The organism is Halovenus aranensis, from assembly GCF_900100385.1.
Classification (GTDB): domain Archaea; phylum Halobacteriota; class Halobacteria; order Halobacteriales; family Haloarculaceae; genus Halovenus; species Halovenus aranensis.
In genome coordinates this window covers 24,800-42,242 of the sequence record NZ_FNFC01000011.1, presented here as the reverse complement: position 1 = coordinate 42,242, position 17,443 = coordinate 24,800, and the positions used below count along the sequence as shown (strand labels likewise).

General features: G+C 64.1%; 14 protein-coding genes. 3 read left to right on the top strand and 11 right to left on the bottom strand.

The window, feature by feature from the left end; genetic code table 11:
- Positions 1-27: 27 nt before the first annotated feature.
- Positions 28-408: a CBS domain-containing protein gene (locus tag BLR34_RS11785; RefSeq protein WP_092703265.1), complete on the bottom strand. Its 381-nt coding sequence runs from the start codon at positions 406-408 to the stop codon at positions 28-30.
- Between the two features lie 42 nt (positions 409-450).
- A complete protein-coding gene (locus BLR34_RS11780; protein ID WP_092703263.1) occupies positions 451-2,544 on the bottom strand; it encodes a S9 family peptidase in 2,094 nt (697 codons plus the stop codon).
- Between the two features lie 96 nt (positions 2,545-2,640).
- Here BLR34_RS11780 and BLR34_RS11775 point away from each other — a divergent pair, with 96 nt between their 5' ends.
- Positions 2,641-3,921 (top strand): tRNA pseudouridine(54/55) synthase Pus10, encoded by a 1,281-nt coding sequence (locus BLR34_RS11775; protein WP_092703261.1) that lies wholly within the window; start codon positions 2,641-2,643, stop codon positions 3,919-3,921.
- Here BLR34_RS11775 and BLR34_RS17035 read toward each other — a convergent pair whose 3' ends face one another.
- The 6 genes from BLR34_RS17035 to BLR34_RS11750 form a co-directional block, all read right to left on the bottom strand.
- The gene (locus tag BLR34_RS17035) at positions 3,922-4,083 is read right to left on the bottom strand and encodes a hypothetical protein (RefSeq protein WP_176765310.1); all 162 of its coding nucleotides are present in this window, start codon (positions 4,081-4,083) and stop codon (positions 3,922-3,924) included.
- A 102-nt stretch (positions 4,084-4,185) separates the two neighbouring features.
- Entirely contained in the window at positions 4,186-6,081 is a 1,896-nt protein-coding gene (locus BLR34_RS11770) for a methyl-accepting chemotaxis protein (RefSeq protein ID WP_092703259.1), read from the bottom strand.
- Positions 6,082-6,334: 253 nt separating this feature from the next.
- Complete coding sequence (locus BLR34_RS11765) at positions 6,335-7,567, bottom strand: ABC transporter permease (RefSeq protein ID WP_092703257.1); 1,233 nt, start codon at positions 7,565-7,567, stop codon at positions 6,335-6,337.
- Entirely contained in the window at positions 7,564-8,505 is a 942-nt protein-coding gene (locus BLR34_RS11760) for an ABC transporter ATP-binding protein (RefSeq protein WP_092703255.1), read from the bottom strand. Before BLR34_RS11760 ends, BLR34_RS11765 begins: the two co-directional genes overlap by 4 nt.
- A gap of 47 nt (positions 8,506-8,552) precedes the next feature.
- On the bottom strand, positions 8,553-10,304 hold the full coding sequence (gene arcS, locus BLR34_RS11755) for an archaeosine synthase subunit alpha (RefSeq protein ID WP_092703253.1): 1,752 nt from the start codon (positions 10,302-10,304) through the stop codon (positions 8,553-8,555).
- 88 nt (positions 10,305-10,392) lie between these two features.
- Positions 10,393-11,112 (bottom strand): DUF5518 domain-containing protein, encoded by a 720-nt coding sequence (locus tag BLR34_RS11750; protein ID WP_092703251.1) that lies wholly within the window; start codon positions 11,110-11,112, stop codon positions 10,393-10,395.
- Between the two features lie 115 nt (positions 11,113-11,227).
- Between BLR34_RS11750 and BLR34_RS11745 the strand changes: the two genes are divergently transcribed.
- Complete coding sequence (locus tag BLR34_RS11745) at positions 11,228-12,163, top strand: DMT family transporter (protein ID WP_281240905.1); 936 nt, start codon at positions 11,228-11,230, stop codon at positions 12,161-12,163.
- Between the two features lie 5 nt (positions 12,164-12,168).
- On the opposite strand, the gene BLR34_RS11740 is transcribed toward BLR34_RS11745, so the two are convergent.
- A complete protein-coding gene (locus tag BLR34_RS11740; protein ID WP_092703247.1) occupies positions 12,169-12,948 on the bottom strand; it encodes an Nmad3 family putative nucleotide modification protein in 780 nt (259 codons plus the stop codon).
- Positions 12,949-12,973: 25 nt separating this feature from the next.
- On the bottom strand, positions 12,974-14,455 hold the full coding sequence (gene tgtA, locus BLR34_RS11735; protein ID WP_092703245.1) for a tRNA guanosine(15) transglycosylase TgtA: 1,482 nt from the start codon (positions 14,453-14,455) through the stop codon (positions 12,974-12,976).
- Positions 14,456-14,863: 408 nt separating this feature from the next.
- Between tgtA and BLR34_RS11730 the strand changes: the two genes are divergently transcribed.
- On the top strand, positions 14,864-15,043 hold the full coding sequence (locus tag BLR34_RS11730; protein ID WP_092703243.1) for a DUF8015 family protein: 180 nt from the start codon (positions 14,864-14,866) through the stop codon (positions 15,041-15,043).
- Between the two features lie 4 nt (positions 15,044-15,047).
- Here the strand turns inward: BLR34_RS11730 and BLR34_RS11725 are convergent, their stop codons facing one another.
- Positions 15,048-17,300 (bottom strand): NADP-dependent malic enzyme, encoded by a 2,253-nt coding sequence (locus BLR34_RS11725; protein ID WP_092703241.1) that lies wholly within the window; start codon positions 17,298-17,300, stop codon positions 15,048-15,050.
- Between the last annotated feature and the right edge of the window lie 143 nt (positions 17,301-17,443).

Sequence of the window (17,443 nt, the reverse complement as noted above, 5' to 3'; positions counted from 1 at the left end):
TCCCGGCGTCGGACCGCCCCGCGAGCGTTACTCGAACTCGGAGGTCGTATCGGTCGAGGAGACCATTCCGACGTAATCGCTCTGATTGTCGACGACTGGCAGGTGTTTGATGCCGTAGGTCGTCATCATCTCCGCGGCCTCGTTCAGTTCGACCTCGGTGGTGACCCGCTCGACGGGTGCGGTCATCACGTCCCCGACAGTGACTTTGGCAGGGTCGTCTCCGGCCGCGACCACGTCGACGATGTCGGTCGTGGTGACGATACCGGCATCTGGCCCCGGGACGAAGAGACCGCTGATGTCGTGGTCGCGCATCCGTTCTGCGGCCGTCTGCACGGATTCGGTCGCTGGAATCGTCTCTAACGGCGTGGACATGACCTCTCTGACGAGGACTGTCTCATCTGGTGCCATACCACCTATTGTGGCCCCGACAGTATGGGCTTTCCTCTCGGTTCAGCGCTCGTCGTCTGTCTCGTGGCCGGGGTCGTGCTCCCGGAACCACTCGGTGAGCGATTCGAGCCGGTGAATCGCCCGGTCGGGGGTGCTGATGTTGTGGTGTTCGTCGGGGTAGATGACGAGCTTCGCGGGCACGTCTTGCTTGCGGACGCTCACGTAGAGCTGTTCGGCCTGTGTCGGGGGACAGCGCCAGTCGTTCTCGCCGGCGCTGACCAGAAGCGGCGTCTCTATCTGGTCTACGTCGGTTATCGAGGAGATGTCCTCGTACAGCTCCGGCTCCTCCCACGGGAGGCCGAACTCCCACTCGTGCCAGAGGTGGTTGTCGTCGGTGCCAAACGTCGACCGGAAGTCATAGACTCCGTGTTCGGCCGCCCCGGCGGCGAAGCGGTCGCTTCGGGTGACGACGTTTGCGGTCGTGATGCCGCCGTAGGAAAAGCCGGTCACCAGGCTTCGCTCGTCGTCGACCCAGCCCCGCTCGGTGAGTTCCTCCAGCACCGAGAGGACGTCGTCGGTTTCGAGGTCGCCCCGGGTCCCCATGAGCGACTCCGCGAACTCCTGTCCGTAGGAGGTCGACCCGCGGTAGTTCGGCCGATAGACCACGTAGCCCTGACTCGCCCAGTAAGCGAAGCCAAACCGGAAGACCGGGGCGTCGTAGGACATCGGGCCCCCGTGGATGGAAGCGATGACCGGCCGTGGCTCGTCTTCCTCGGGGTCGAAATCCGGCGGCAGATAGGCTATCGCCTCGATGTCGACGCCGTCGCCGTTCTCGGCGGTCACGCGCCGACAGTCGGGCATCGCCGCGCCGTCGAGCAGGTCGGCGTTCAGGTCACTCAGCCGGGTCAGCGACTCGGGCGCCTCGTCGTCGAGGTCTGTCGCGTCGAGCGCGAACACGTCGCTCCCCTCCTGTGGGTCCGAGACGACAGCCGCGACGGTCCCGCCAGCCCCAGCAGCGAAGCCGAGGGACCGGTCGCGCGTCAGTGCCGGGAAGGTCCGCTCTGGGTCGTCCTCGTCGGCATGGGCACGCACTAACCGGGTGTGGCCCTCGTCTCCGACGGCGGTGACGAGAGTGTCGTCGTCGAGCCACGACGGAGTGGCCACCATCGCGACCGTCCGGTCTAGCGAGGCCGTCACCGAGCGCATCGGCGGGTCGTCGGTGCCGTCGGGCTCTGTGACCCAGATTTCCGACGGCTCGTACCAGTTCTCGGGGTCACCGGAGACGAACGCGAGGCGCTCGCCGTCGGGACTCCACTCGTAGGCCGAACTCCGCCGCGTCGAATCGGTCAGCTTCCGCAGGTCGCTCCCGTCGGGAGCAATTGTATAGAGGTCCATCACGCCCGAATCGTCGGGAGTTTCGGTTCGGTTGCTGGCGAACGCGATGCGGCCGCTCGGCCCCCACGCGGGCTGAAGCCCAAAGAGTGGCTCGCGGGCTCCCTGCCCGAAGGCGTCGTCCAGTCTGGTCTCGTCGCCGCTCTCGATGTCGACGACAAAGAGGTAGCTGGTCACGTCGTCGAGCCAGCCCTGGCCGTCGGCCTTGTGCTGGAGGCGCTCGATTTCGATTGGGCCGTCGTCGCGGCGCTGGTCGAGGTACTCCTGTTGGTCTTCCGTGGGGTCTCGGGCCGAGACGACCAGCCGGTCGCCCTCGGGTCCCCAGTCGAACTCTCTGACGCCCTCCTCGCGGTCGGTGAGCTGGACGGCGTCGCCGCCCAGTTCCATGTCGAACGCCCAGACCTGGGGTTTCGGGCCGTCGTCGGTTCCTGTTGGCTCCTCGGCATCGTCCTCTTCGTCTGTGTCACCTCCCTCGTCGTCTTCGTCGCGGCCGACGCGTCGCTCTATGTCCGGGTCGCGTGCGGCGATAAAGCCGAGATAGCGACCGTCTGGCGACCAGGCGGGGGCTCCGGCATCTGAGGCGCGGGTCAGCCGGTGTGGGTCGCGCGAGCCATCTGCGGGGGCGACAAACAGCGAGGTTCGACGTTCGTCTTCCTCGGGGTCGAACTCCTGTGTGAGAAACGCAACGCGGGTTCCGTCGGGCGAGACGGCGACCTGCTGTGGCGTCGACAGGTCGTAGAGGTCGTCGAGTTCTAGCTGTGACATACGGGGACGTAAGGCAGGATTTTGATAGTGTCTTCGGTTCGCAACCGCGGACGGAACTCCGAAAAGGAATTACGGCCGAGCGCCGACTCCCACGTAATGACAGTGCTCTCGATTGCCCGGCAGGCGCTCGCGTCCGGGCCGGTCTGTAACAATTGTCTCGGCCGGCTCGTTGCCGACCGGAGCTTCGGACTGGGCAACGACGAGCGCGGACGCGGCCTGCGGGTCGCGCTCGCGCTGGAAGACGACGCGGATTTCGAGGCGTACGACGGCGGCTGTTGGGTCTGTGAACAGGAGTGTGAACGGTTCGACTGGTGGGCCGAACAGGCCGCTACCGCGACCCGTGGCTACGAGTTCGACACCTACCAGGTAGGGACGAAGGTGCCGCCGTTGCTCGAAGAGAACGACCGACTCCTGCGAGAGGACGCCGGTCTGGACCCCGAGGCCGGCGAGCCGATGAAAAAGGAATTCAACCGCGAGGTCGGCAAGCGAGTCGGCGACATGACTGGGACGGAAGTCGACCTCGGGCGGCCAGACGTCCAGATTCTCTGTGACCTGGCGACCGACGAGGTCGAGGTGACGGTCCACTCGGCGTTTGTCTACGGCCGCTACCGGAAGCTCGAACGAGATATCCCACAGACGCGCTGGCCCTGTACCGACTGCAACGGGACTGGCCGCGTCCAGGGCAAACCCTGTGACGGCTGTGACGGCACGGGGTATCGGTACGACGAGAGCGTCGAACAACTCACCGCGCCGGTCGTGCGGGAGGCGATGGACGGCGAGTCGGCCACCTTCCACGGCGCGGGCCGCGAGGACGTGGACGCCCTGATGCTCGACTCCGGCCGCCCCTTCGTCATCGAGGTCGACACGCCCCGAATCCGCCGGGTCGACACCGACGCCCTCGAAGCTGAGATTAACGAGTTTGCCGACGGCAAGGCCGAGGTCGAGGGGGTCCGACTGGCCACCTACGACATGGTCGAGCGCGTCAAGGAACTCGACGCGAGCAAGACCTACCGGATGACCGTCGAGTTCGCAGAGACCGTCACCGAGGGCGACTTTCAGACCGCACTCGATGCACTCGACGGCGCGACGATTGCACAGGAGACGCCCCAGCGCGTCTCCCACCGCCGAGCGGCGAAAACGCGGACTCGCGAGGTGTACGGCATCTCGGGCACGCTCGACGACGAGTGTCACGCCACCGTCGAAATCGACGGTGAGGGTGGTCTCTACGTCAAGGAACTCATCAGTAGCGATGGCGGCCGCACAGAGCCGAGCCTCGCGGGTGAACTCGGCGTCGAGGCGACGGTGACCGCGCTCGACGTACTCGACGTGACGGGCGAAGACGAGCCCTTCGAGGACCCTGAGTTCTTCCTCGAGTAATCAGTACGGGCCTGGCCCGTCTCCGAAACCGTCCTCGCGGGACTGACACTCGCCGTTCTTGTCGATGACGATACGACCTGTGTAGCCACACTGGCCGTTGTTGTTGTATTTACAGCGCGTACAGCGACATTCGACTTGTTTACTGGCTCCACCTGCTGCCATACCTGTCTTTCTCGCTCCACGTCCTTGTATCTGTATGCGAGTTGTCGCCGTTTCCCACCGGCAACGACGCGCTCGTACTCCGGGCGTTGTCACGACGATGACCTACGTGGACTGTGGTCCCGGTGACTGTGTTGGCTCGCTGTTGATGGCTGTGTCTCTGTCCGACGAGAGGTCGGCGGCCAGTGTACGCAGTTCTCGCGCGACGGTTCCGAGTTGGTCAGCCCGGTCGGTGACATCGTCGATGGGTTCGGCCTGGTCGGTCGCAATCGTGGCGACGGTGTCTGTCTTCGTCGCTGTCTCCTGGCTGATTGTCGCGACACGGTCGACGATATCGTCAACATCTCGGACTGCCGAGGCCTGCTGGTCGACGCGCTGGCTGATTTGTTGCACACCGGTGTCGGTCTCCTCGACGCTTTGTTGAATCGCCGCGAGCGTCTCGACGGTCTCCTCGACCGTCGACGTGCCGGCCGCGATGTCTGACTGCATCTGTTGCATCGTCGAACCGACAGTCTCGGACTGTGCGGTCACCCGGTCGACCACGTCTCGAATCTCGTCTGTCGACTCCTTGGTCTCGGCAGCCAGTTGTTTGACCTCGTCGGCGACGACAGCGAACCCGTCGCCGCTCGCGTCGGCCCGGGCAGCCTCGATAGAGGCGTTCAGCGCCAGCATGTTCGTCTCTTGTGCGATACCGTCGATGACATCGACAATCTCGACGATGTCCTCGATTTCTCCTCGAAGGCTCTCTATCTCTCCGACGAGGGTGTCGACTTGCGCCCTGATATCCTCCATCGAGTCGACCGCTGTCTGGGCGCGGCGATTCCCCTTCTCGGCGAGGTCTCGACTCTCCTGTGACTGGTCGGCCACGTCGTCAGCCAACGCTGCGATTTGACCGACAACATCGAGTAGCGTCTCTGTCTCTTCGGTCGCGTCCTGTAACAGGGCGCTCTGTTCGTCCGCACCGGCCGAAATATCGTCAGCGGCATCGACGACGCGCTCGTTTGCCTCCGCGACATCGGTGACGGCGCTGTGAACTGCCTCGCTCGTCTCGACGACCTGTGTGGCGAACGCGTCGATTTCTGTGAGCGTCGTCGAGAGCTGTTCTTTCTGTGTGGCCTCGTCGAAGGCGACGCGTGCGTTGTTGGCAAGAATCTCCGCAAACTTGATATCCAGTGTCGAGAGCGTCCCCTCGGTCAGGCCGATGCTGATTGTGCCGTACTCTCCGATTGGAACGTACATACACTGCGTGAACACCTCCCGGTCGAACGCGTCATCCTCGACGCCCCGGAGGTCGTCGATGACCGGTTCACCTCGTCTGAACGCCTTCCCGTGTGGCGAGTCGTCGACCGGATACGGCGGCCGGTCGGTCTCCTCGCCCACCTGTGCGCCAATCTGGATGACTTCGAGGGCGTGGTTCTCCGGATTGTACCGCCGAACCGATGTCGCCGGGAATCCGAGCACGTCATTTGCGTACTCGTTTGTGACGACAGCAACCTCGTGAGTGGTATCCGCCGCGATGAGTTCGCGGGTCACCTCGTTCAGTGCCTCAAGCGTTGCTTCGGTGTCGTCGTGAAACCCAGTGGCGCGCTCTGTGGCCGCCTCGATGCGGTCCGGAAGCACCGAGAGCCACCTACCTTCGTCGTCTCGCGGGACGAAATCCGTCACCCCGTGTTCGAGCGCCGTCACGCCGAGGTCGGTCTGTCCGCCTACAAAAACCGACGCACATCCCGGATGCGTCTCGCCGAGTACCGACTGCAACGCCAGTGTGTCGATGCCGTCGTCGGGTCGTGTGACGCACACGAGACAGTCCAGTGACCCGGTCGTCCGGAGTTGCTCTCGTGACTGTTCGAACCCGCTCACGGCCTCGGCCTCTGCGCCGTCGATTTGCTCGGTAATCTCTCCGGCGACGCTCTCGGCCCCACCCGTGTCGGCGTCGACCACGAGCACCTTCATCGCTTTACACCCGTGGACGCTTGTCCGGGCCTCCGCGTCCGACGGCATGCCCGACACCGGGACACTCGGCGCATCCTTTCTGCTGTGTGCGTCCGTTCGATAGCGTCCGAAACACCTCTTTTCTCTACGCGACTGACTCGGGTGGGCTGAATCAACACGGTACTTTCTGGGATAGTAACGCGACCACCGGAGAACATTGATATATACATTCGAGAAGAAATATTTAAAATCGGCGATTATATTGTCTGGATGCGCGGTTTTTCGACTGTCGATGCCCACCGGTCGCTGTGGGAGTGTTTCGTCAGTCGAACTCCTGCCAGTCCGTCACGGCCACTGCACCGGCGAGGAAGACAACCGCGAGCGCAGCGAGCATCGCAGCCGTCGCCGCCACGCCCGTCGTCGAGTCGAGAATCATCAGCTCCCGGAGGCTCCGGTGGAAGTGTGTCACCGGGCTGAACTCGGCGACTCGCTGGAGCGTCGGCGGCATGAGGTCGAGTTCCCAGAAGACTCCCGAGATAAACAGCAGCGGGAGCGCGATGGCACCGCCGAGGCTGACCGCCGAGCCCGGGTCCCGGATTGTGCCGCCGACAACCATGCCAAGCGCCGTGAACGCGACCGCGCCGAGCACGAGCAGACAGAGCGCGAGCGGGCCGGGGACTGCCGTCACCCCGAACAACAGCCACGCGACGGCGACCATCACCAGCGCAATCGCCACCGCGAGGATGGACTGCTGGATGACGTTCGCCAGAATCCACTCCCGCTTTCTGAGCGGGGTCGCCGCCAGCCGCTTGAGCGTGCCGTCGCGCTTGAAATCTGCGACCGCCGAGGGGACCGTCATCACACCGTTTATCAGCACCATCGCCACGATGAACGCGGGGAGAAAGTAATCGACAGCGCCCAGTGCCGCGTCACCTCGCTCCTCGGTTGTGACGGTTGCGGTCGGCTCCTCGATGCCGATGGCGCGGTTGTTGAACGTCGCCACAACGCTATCCAGAATACTCCCGACCGCACCGGACCCCTCATCGTCGGGGACGGTCAACAGCCTGAGCCGGGCCGGACCGGCTGTTCCGTTTTCGGGACCGAGTGCGTCCAGTCCTGCAATCGCCTCTGCCTGCTGGGCCTCGGAGACGTTGAATCGGGCGAGCGTGCCACGGATGACTGTCGCTCGAACACGCCCACTCTCGTTGCGAACCCGCTGGCCAAAGCCTGCTGGAACGACGAGAACCCGTTTGTACCCCGTCACCTCCTCGATGTCTTCTCTCTCCAGGGAGACGTTCGCGTCGACATGGTGGACCGCGAGCGGGTCGACTTCCTCGACTGCGTCGACCAGCTCGGCCGACAGCGCTGTCGGTTCGCCCTCTGTGTCGATGTCGTTGTTCTGGACGGCAACGTCGAACTCCGTGGAGCCGCCGGCGAAGACGAGACTGAAGATGACAAGCAGGATGAGCGGGAACAACAGCGCAAAAAAGACCGCCTCCCTGTTGCGCGTCCAGTCTCGGAGGAGCGTGACCGTCAGCCTGTAGAGCCGCCTCACCGTAACTCACCCCCGGGAGCGAGCGACGCGCCAGCGAGTTCTAAGAACACGTCTTCCATCCCCGGACTGACGAGGTCGATAGAGTGGGTACCGATATCCTGCAGCGCGCTGTAGGCCTCCTGAGCGCGCTGTCGGTCGTCGAAGACGCCGACAAGTGCCCCCTCGCGCCGGTGGACTGCCTGTGCTCGGGACTCGAGCGTCGATTCGAGTTCGGCCTCGGGCTCGCCGCCGGCGAGGTGGACCACGACCGTCACCTCACCCGCGTAGGCGTCGACGAGTGCGGGCACTGAGTCGACCGCTTCGACGTGGCCGTCGACCAGTAGGGCCACCCGGTCCGCGAGATACTCCACCTCGTCCATGTAGTGGGTCGTCAACACGACCGTCGTGCCAAGTTCGGGCAGGCCCTCGATGTGCTCCCAGGTGGCCCGCCTGGCGGCGGGGTCGAGCCCCGCCGTTGGTTCGTCGAGAAACAGGATATCGGGCTCGCTCACCAGCGCCATGGCGATACCGGTCCGGCGCTTGTACCCTCCCGACAGCGAGCCAAAGCGCTCGCCTGCCCACTCGGTGAGGTCTAACTCTGCGAGCACCTCGCACACGTCCGAGGAAGCCGAGTGGAGGTCACCGATAAGCGCGACATTCTCGCGGACGGTCAGGCGCTCGAAGGTATGAAACGACTGGGGGACGACGCCGAGTCTGTCCTTGAGCGCCCGCAGGTGGTTCTGGAGGTCCTGCCCGAACAGCGTCACCTCTCCGCTCGTCGGCTCGCGCAACCCCTGTATCAGTTCGACTGCGGTGGTCTTGCCGGCACCGTTCGGCCCGAGCAACGCGAATATCTCCCCGTCGTAGATTTCGAGTGACACGTCGTCGACCGCGACGGTCGAGCCGTACTCCTTGCGGAGGTCGCGCGTCTGCACGACCGCCGAGCGGTCGGAAGTCATCGAGTTGCTACTACCCGCCAGGCCGAGCGCAAAAAAGGTTTCTCGCCTTATCGTTCCTCGACGTGTCGAACAGAGCTTGCGATGCCGCGGCTACTCTCGACCATCTCGGGGCCGGACATGTGCGCCCGGCCAACGGCGAACGCCTTCGGTCCCTCGATGACGATCTCGTCGCCCGGGCGAATCTCCGGCGAGGCGTCGCGCACGCCGGGAGCGAGCACGGAGCCGTGTGGAACGAAGCTGTCGATTTCGACCCGTTTGGTCGCCACGTCGCTGTCGACCCACCGACGCGCGCCCGCGAGTGTCAGCGAGAGAACGCCGTACTGGGCGACGAGCATCGCCAGCTGTTCGCCGTCCGTGCTGTTGACGCGGAGTTTGGGATACCGCGCGCCGGTCCGGAACTCGCCGAACAGCTCGTCGCCGGCACCCTCGCCGAACTGGTAGTCTGCGACCGCGCGGATGGTGTTGTGCTGACGCTCGCGTTTCGAGTACTTCAGCGCGTCCGAGACCGTCGAGGCGAGATTCGAGAGGGAGTCGGTGGCGGTCGGATGGTCGACGACGGTGTACTCGAAGTCAAGCCCAAGCGCCTCCTCGACGCGCTCACAGATGTCGCGATACCCGCCGTCGGGGACGTGGGCGACGATGCGGGGGTACTCGTTGCGGTCGAGGTAGGCTTCGAGCACGCTGGCGACGAACTCCCGTTCTGTGGGCGTCCACTCGCCGGTGACGACGGTGTCGTAATGCTGTGCCGGATAGGTGAGTTCGAGCTCCTGGGGGACGACGCCGATTGGCGAGGTCATCGAGACGGTGTGGGCCCGGAACTGGATGGCGTCGTGGAACTGGCTGTGACTCTGTGACTCGCTGTAAGGTTTCCGGGCCGAACAGGGAACCAGCACCAGCGGATTGTCGAACCGGTTCCGGTAGCGCGTGGTGACGCGTTCGGCGAAGCGCTGAATCTCGACGCGGTTGAGCGTGTCGTCGGTCGCGGCCGTCAACTCTGCCTGCCGGACGACCGGCGTTCGCTGTTCCAGATAGCCGTACTGCTGGTCGAGGCGGCGCATGACCGCGGTGTGCCACTGTTCGTGGCGGGCCTGTCCCTCGACGTAATCGCGGAGTCTCCCCTCTCGGATTCTCGCTCGGACCCGGCGCAGCTCTGTCCGGAGTGCGTGTTCGTTGTGCGCGGCACAGTCCTCGCGGTCGAACTCCTCGCGGGGACCCTGACAGGCCGGACACGAGCAGGGAAGCTCGTCCAGGTCTTCCAGAAAGCGCTCGCCGTCGGTCGTGAGGTACTTTCCTCGGGTACCTTTCACGACCGCGCGGTCGGCGTCCACGAGGTCGACGCCGGCGTAGGCCAGAATCGAGACGTTGCCCGGGGTCGCGACCCCGGAGAGATAGAGCGCGGCGTCGGCCGGAACCGCCGCGCGCGTCTCGACGAGACCGTCGACGAAGGCCGACGCGTGTTCGGTGAGTTCCTGTGCGTTCGAGAGGACGTAGGCGTCTGCCCCGTGGTCGTCGGCGGTTTCGGGCGAGACGACGGCCCCACTCGGCCCGTCGATAGTCGGATAGTCGACGGCGAACGCCTCCTGTACCTCGTCGGGAGTCCCGCCGGGGAACGCGCGATGTGGCAGGATTGTCAGCGCCGATTCGTCGCCTTTCGGAAGGTCGCGTTCGCTGGCCCAGAGGCTCCCTGCGTCCGTTCGCACGTCGTCGACGAGGGCGGGCGTCTCTCTGGACTCCGAGAGGCGCAACTCGGCGAGACGGGCGGCCCCGTCCCGCTCGTGGACTTCGAAGTATTCAGTCATCGGCTCTCCCCCGCAGAAACCTGGCTCGCAGCTACGAAGATACTCATGTACAGGTGTCTGGCTGGGGTAGATAACAGTTCGTCGGTTCTCACTCCGCCAGACGACCACCGACGTAGCCGCCGAGCGCGCCGAGCGTCGCGTTGATGCCTGTGTAAATCAACACTGCGAGCGCCATCCCGATTGCAGCGACGGCGAGTGGACCAGTCTGGCCGATATCGCGCAACCCGGCGAACAGTCCGATGAGCGTGAACACGGCGATGACCAGTGCCGGGAGCGCCGAGAGGAGGCCGGCAACTCCGCCCACGCTGACCGACTGGTCGGAGTCGCCGCCTTCGAGATAGCCCGCGAGTCCGCCCCCGAGGACCGCCGAGAAGCCGACGAACGAGAAAAACACCGTGACCACAGAGCCACGGACCGCGTTCGCGTAGTACGAACTCGTCGCCTCGCCGCGCTCGCTGCGCCGGGTGTCACGGCGGCGGACGAACACGTAGGCAAGCGCGAACAACACCAGTGCGCCGCCAGTCACCAACAACCCGACACCGACCCAGGACACGACGGCCTCACTGACATCGATAGCCTCTGCCCGCGTGAGTTCTGTCGACCCGACCGTTAGCGTGTCTCCCTCGTCGATAGCCTCTACGAGTTCGTTTCGACCGACGACTGTGGTGAGTACTGTCCCGGCAAACAGCAACAGGAGTCCGCCCAGCGCAATCAGCCCGCCCAGCAACCAGTCGACAGCTTCCGGAATCGCGTTGCTGTCTGTCGGCTCGCCGCCGGTATCAGCGGCGTCGAATTCTGTTTGACTCATTGATAGAAACAGAGACGTGGTCCCGGCTTAAGTTCTGCTCTTGGGTTCTCTCGGCGATACCGGAGAGACCGGTCCGCTCCGAAACCCATACACCAGCGGGGGTCGAATCCGTCCTGTGCTCACAGGGACATCCCGTAACGCCGTGTTGTTCGTGGTGTTATCGGCAATCTGGGGCTCGGCGTTTATGGCGATTAACCTCGGGCTGGAGTTCTTCCCGGCGGTCACGTTCGCGGCGATTCGGTACGACGTGGCGGGAGTCATCATGCTCGCCTACGCCCTGTGGGTTGCTGATAACCCAGTCCCATCCACGCGCGGCGAGTGGGGGCTGGTCGCCATCGGTGCGGTGTTTCTGATTGCGCTCTATCACGCCTTCCTGTTCGTCGGCCAGACCGACCCGGCGGTAACGAGTGCCGTCGCCGCGGTCATCGTCAGCCTCAATCCGGTGTTGACGACCGGCTTCGCCCGCGCCCTCCTGCCCGCAGAGCGGCTGACGCTGCTGGGTGTCGCCGGGCTCTGTCTCGGGTTGGTCGGCGTGGTCGTCCTCGCAGACCCCGCCCCCTCGAACCTGACCGGCGAGGGGACAGTCCCGAAACTGCTCGTCCTCGCCGCGGCGGCGGCCTTTGCCTTCGGGAGTGTCCTCACCCGGCGCGTCGAGGCGACGCTCGAAATCGAGACACTCGAGGGGTGGGCGATGCTGCTCGGTGGACTGTTGATGCACGGTATCGCGCTCGGCCTCGGCGAGTCTCCCGGCGCTATCGAGTGGACGACCGAGGCGGTGCTGGCGCTCGTCTATCTCTCGGTCGTGGCGAGTGCGTTTGGCTTTCTCATCTACTTCGACCTGCTCGAACGCCTCGGCCCAATCGAGATTAATCTCGTCTCGTATGTCGCGCCCGCCTTCGCGGCGATTTCGGGGTGGCTGTTCCTCTCGGAGGGCATCTCGCCGGCCACTGTCGCCGGGTTCTCGCTAATTTTCCTTGGCTTTTTGCTCATCAAGCGCCGCGCTATCCGGGACGAAATTCGCCGCCAGCGTCGCCCGCCGACCGCCGACTGAGCCGACTACTGGCGACTGTCGACGAAGTCGACGAACGCGGACGCCGGAATCTCACACCGGATAGCCGGCTTGAACCCTCCGAGGTAGGTGGTGTTCGGGTCGAGTTTCTCGGCTACCTCCTCGGCCATGTAGTAGTTGCCGCGGTCGACGGGGCCGCTGAGCCGGACCGCCCGGTCGAGTAGCCCGCCGGGTTCGCAGCCGTCGGCGAGTACGACCCGGCTGGCTCCCTGTGGCTGGTCGGGGTCGAGCGCGTAGAGTTCGCCTCGTTCTGCAAAGCGCTTTGCGTGGGCGTTTTCGTGATGTTCCTCTAACACGGCGGCCCTCGTCTCTGCCGGTGTCTCGGCGTCGAGTACGACCGGGTCTGTCGCCAGCGTAAAATAACCGAAGAGATAGCGGTGTAGCCGACCTGCTGTCTCCAGTCCCGTGTAGAAGCCGAGCACGTCGCCCGCTTCGAGGTGGTCGACGATAGCGTTGATATTGCTGTCTTTGCCGCCCTCGCCGTAGGTCAGCGCCTCGAAGTTCGGGTCGTGATGGACCGGATGGGTCCGGATTCGCTCCTCGTCCCGAATCCATTCCCCCTCACTGCCCGGCCTGATGCCGTCGACTAACGCCGACAGCGGGCCGTCGCCGTGTCGCTGTTGCATCGACCCCAGCGTCTTCGTTTCGGTCGTCTCCGTTGATTTCTCTGGGATGGGGACATACTCGAAGCGTCGTCCGTCGAGCAACGCTGGCACGGGGTCGACGTTTCCGCTGTCTGCCCCGACACCGACGAGAACGACTGCCATACGCTGCTGTTTGGGGCTCGCGGTGTTAGTCCTGTTCTTCCTGTGGCGTGTACCCCTCGACGGCAACGCGGTCGGGGACCACATCGAGTGCCGACTCCGGCCAGCCGTCGTGGACGACCGTGAACGTCGTCTCGGGGTTTGCTTCGACCAGTCGGGCGATGCCGTCGGCGGCCGCCACGTACGCCGACCGGTCAAGGCGGTCGGGCGTCTCTGCGGTCAGGGGATACACGTCCGAGAGGCTTCGTGGCACCGGACCGAAGGGGACGACCAGTCGCCAGCTCTCCTCGTAACGGTCACTCGGCTGGCCGGTCGTCAACAGGACTTCCTCGGGGGCATCGAGGCGAGCGAGGCGGTCGTGGTGACGTGTCACCTCGGGACGGCGGGCACTGTCGGCAGAGAGATAGAAAAACGACTCCTTGGCGACGGGGTCCGTGGTTTCGAGCTGTTCGACGCAATCGAGCAACGCCCGGTAGCCGTCGACCAGCGTCGGATGGCCGCGAACCCGCGTCTCGACGAGTTCGAACAGCGTCCCGCGGCGGATGGCTTCCTTGATTCGGCGAATCTCGCCGAACGAGACCGCGAGATTGTGCTCGGCGAGCAGCCGATGGCGGTCGTCGTCGTCCATCTCGGCCACCTCGTCTGGAGTGTGTTCTGAACAGACCGGACATTCACAGGGGAAATAGGACAGTTCGCCGAGATGCTCGGTCCCCCGAACCGTGAGATAGCGGTCGTCGCGGGCGTACAGCGCATACGCCGCAGAGTCAAACAGGTCACAGCCAAGCGCCGCCGCGAGCGCGAACATCATCGGGTGGCCCGCCCCGAACAGGTGGACGGGGACGTTCGCAGGGAGGCCACGCTTTGTCGCCGCGACGACTTCGACCAGGTCACCGAACCGGTACTCGTTCATCAGTGGGACGACCGCACCGACCGGAGCGAGGTCAAGACCTGTCGCAGCGGCCTCTTCGGCCGCCCGTTCGCGCAGGTCTGGGTGTGTCGACCCCTGGACCGGGGCAGTGACGAGCATCTCACCCGTGTCGACCGATTCGGCGACGCCGAGACGTTCGAGCGTCGTCTCCCACTCCTCACGGGCCTGTTCTCTGGAGACGTCCGGCGGGGTCGGAATGTCGACAGGCGTCCCGATGTCGGACCCGATTTGCTGTTGAAACTCCAGGATTTCCGGCGTCGTCACGTCGATATCGCCGTACTCTGCGAGCTGGAAAGAGCCCGAATCGGTCATGATGGCACCCGAGAAGTCGAGTACCTCGTGCAAGCCGTCTGCCAGCGCAGGCTCGCGCAGCGTGTCACTGCCGTAGATAATGTAGCTGTTCGTGATGAGAATCTCCGCGCCGAACTGGGATTCGAGCTGTGCGGGAGAGATGGTCTGGACGTGGGGGTTGACGACCGGTAACAGCGCCGGCGTCTCGACGGTGACAGACGACCGCGGTACCGTCAGCTTGCCGAGCCGTCCTGCCCCGTCGTATCTCCGGACTTCGAAGTTGTCCCGCATTACATCGGCTTCTGACGGCGGTGGCGGTAAGGATTGCGTTCCACAGCGATACGTCAGTCTGACACACGACCGTGCCTCTCGAACTCCGGATATGTGCGAAAGAGGCAGACATACTTTGAGAGCACATCTCGACGGCTTAGAGGAAATAACCGCGACCGAAAAAGGGGCGGCATATATCTCTATAACTTATCTGAAAATCACAAAAAATTACGAACGTAGGTATACGTCCATTCAGATAACGTCACTGAGAAAAATTTTATATTGGATCGTAATCTATTATCCAATAGGAGGGGTACAGAGATGGCAGTTAGTGACAACACACGGAATCGGCAGGAACAGGCACGAAACCGACTGCTAAGTCAGTTGTCTAGATACGACCTGCTACTAGCTGTCATCCCGGTTCTTTTCATGGCCGCCGTACTCGCCTATCTGTTCACCCCACTCTCGTTGCATCTGGCGATGGGCGCGAGCGCGGTCACGAGCGGACTGCTCGTCGCCGACGCGGTGTACTTCCATCCGCCGACAGACGCACGCGACGTGGCCGACGCGGAATCAGTCGTCGAGCGGTCTGCTCACGACGGGGAGTGACAGCTTACTTTTCTTGTGCGTCCACGACGGCGACGCCGGCGAGGTTGACAATATCCTTGACCTCGTCGCCGCGCTGGAGGACGTGGACTGGCTTGTCCATCCCGACGAGCATCGGGCCGATAGCCTCTGCGCCGCCGAGGCGCTGGAGGAGCTTGTAGCCGATGTTGCCGGCTTCGAGGTTGGGGAAGACTAGCACGTTCGCCGGCTCGTCGAGCTGTGAGAAGTCGTAGGTCCCGGTGAGCGTCTCCTCGACGACTGCGGTGTCGGCCTGCATCTCGCCGTCGACGGGGAAATCGACCGTCGGGTCGCTTCGCAGCTCCGAGGCGGCCTGTCGAACTTTCTGCGTGCCCTCGTTGTCGACGCTGCCGAAATCAGAGTAGGACAACAGCGCGGCCCGCGGCTCGACGTTGAACCGGCGGGCGAGGTCGGCCGTGTGACGCGTGACCTCCGCGAGTACGTCTTCGTCGGGGTCTTGATTGACCGTGGTGTCGGCACAGAAGACGACCCGGTTTTTGAACGTCAGCATGTAGACGCCGGCCGCGTAGTTGGCGTCGTCGGCTGTTCCGATAAGCCGAAGCGGCGGCCGGAGCGCCTCGGGGTAATGATGCATCAGGCCCGTCAGCATGGCGTCGGCGTCGCCCACCTCGACCATCACGCTGCCGAGGTAGTTGCCGTCGGTGATGAGTTCCTCTGCCTCCCGACGGGTAACTCCCTCTCGCTGCCGGAGTTCGTAGAGCCGCTCGGCATACGAGTCGAGGTTGTCCTGACTCGGGTCGACAATTTCTGGCTCGAAGCTCAGGCCCAGGTCCTCCATCGTCGCCCAGATGCTCTGGCGGTCGCCGATGAGAACCGGCTCACCGATGCCCTGCTCGGCAATCTGGTAGGCTGCCCGAACCATCTTCTCGTCGTTGCCCTCGGCCAAGACGAGCCGCTTGGGGTCGCTCTTTGCCTTGTTCAAGACGACACGCATCATCTCGCGGGATTTGCCCAGCCGCGCTTCGAGCCGTTCGCGGTGCTCCGCTGGGTCGAGGTCGATACGGGCACAGCCGCTGTCGGTCGCCGCCTGCGCGACGGCCGGTGCCACTTCGAACAGGACACGCGGGTCCAGCGGTTTCGGGATGATGTAGTCTGGACCGAACTGGAGGGGTTCGTCGCCGTAGGCTTTGACGACCGCGTCGGGCACGTCCTCGCGCGCCAGGTCGGCCAGCGCCCGCGCGGCGGCGACTTTCATCTCCTCGTTTATCTCGGTGGCCCGGGCGTCGAGTGCGCCACGGAAGATAAACGGGAATCCGAGTACGTTGTTCACCTGATTCGGGTAATCCGAGCGGCCGGTGGCGACGATGACGGTGTCCTCGCGCGCCTCCTTGGCCTCGGTGTAGCCAATTTCCGGGTCGGGATTGGCCATCGCGAAGATAATCGGATTGTCGGCCATCGACCGGACCATCTCCTCGTCGACGATACCACCGATGGAGAGACCGACGAACACGTCGGCGTCTTCCATCGCATCGGCCAAATCGCCCTCGGGCACGTCGCGGGCGAACTCGCGTTTGTACTCGTTGACGCCGTCGGCTTCGGCGCGTTCTTCGGTTATAATGCCACTTGAGTCACACATCGTGATGCGGTCTCTGCTCGCGCCCAGCGAGACGTAGAACTCTGCGGTCGCGATGGCGCTTGCGCCTGCGCCGGAGAAGACGATATCGAGCTCCGAGAAGTCCTTGTCGACGATGTCGACGGCGTTCAGCAGTGCAGCACCGGAGATGATGGCTGTCCCGTGCTGGTCGTCGTGAAACACCGGAATATCCGTCTCCTCACGCAGAGCCTCCTCGATTTCGAAGCAGGCCGGTGCGGCGATGTCTTCGAGGTTGATACCCCCAAAGGTAGGCTCCATCGCCCGGATTGACGCAATCATATCCTCGGTCGATTCGTGGTCGAGTTCCACGTCGAAGACATCGATGTCGGCAAACCGCTTGAAGAGGACACCTTTGCCCTCCATGACGGGCTTACAGGCCTGCGGGCCGATGTCACCCAGGCCGAGGGTGGCGCTGCCGTCGGAGACGACGCCGACCAGATTCCCTTTGGCGGTGTAGCTGTAGGCGTCGGCGGAGTCCTCGTCTATCGCGCGACAGGGCGCGGCAACGCCCGGCGAGTACGCCAGACTCAGGTCCCGCTGTGTGTTCGTCGGCTTTGTCGTCGACATCTCCAGTTTCCCGGGTGGCTCCGAACTATGATAGTCGAGTGCGTCCTCGTCAAGTCCCATGCTCGGAAGCCACCGAGGCTGTGACAAAAAGTGCATCGAATACTCGTTCGTCAACTGTCGAATTCTGGTCTCCGCCGCCAGAACGGAGCCAACCGGGGACTATCGACGAGGCCTGGCTTCTCAGCCAGCGGGAAGAATGAAGG